At 44.4% G+C, this 252-nt stretch carries 1 protein-coding gene; it reads right to left on the bottom strand.

The window, feature by feature from the left end:
* Positions 1-252, bottom strand: a 252-nt coding sequence (locus BTV98_RS13300; RefSeq protein ID WP_143505780.1) for a twin-arginine translocase subunit TatC, incomplete at both ends; no start/stop codon positions are given.

The raw sequence follows: 252 nt of genomic DNA, 5'->3' as shown, positions 1-252 counted from the left end.
CATCAGGCGGTGTAACGACCGCTGCAACGGCAAAACAGCCGACGATAATATAACGGCGTTTATCTTCTAAGCTCTGAATGGAGACGACACCCGCCAATATCAATAGTAAGGTGACCACCGGAATCTCAAACGTCAGCCCAAATACCATGAATAATTTGAGCGCAAAACTTAAATAACTGTCGATATCTGTCATCGGCAAGACGTTCTGCGGCGCAAACATGATAAAAAACTTAAGTACGCCTTTGAGTACAA

This window comes from Psychrobacter sp. Cmf 22.2 (assembly GCF_001921745.1).
Classification (GTDB): domain Bacteria; phylum Pseudomonadota; class Gammaproteobacteria; order Pseudomonadales; family Moraxellaceae; genus Psychrobacter.
This window is presented reverse-complemented; position numbering and strand designations above follow the sequence as displayed.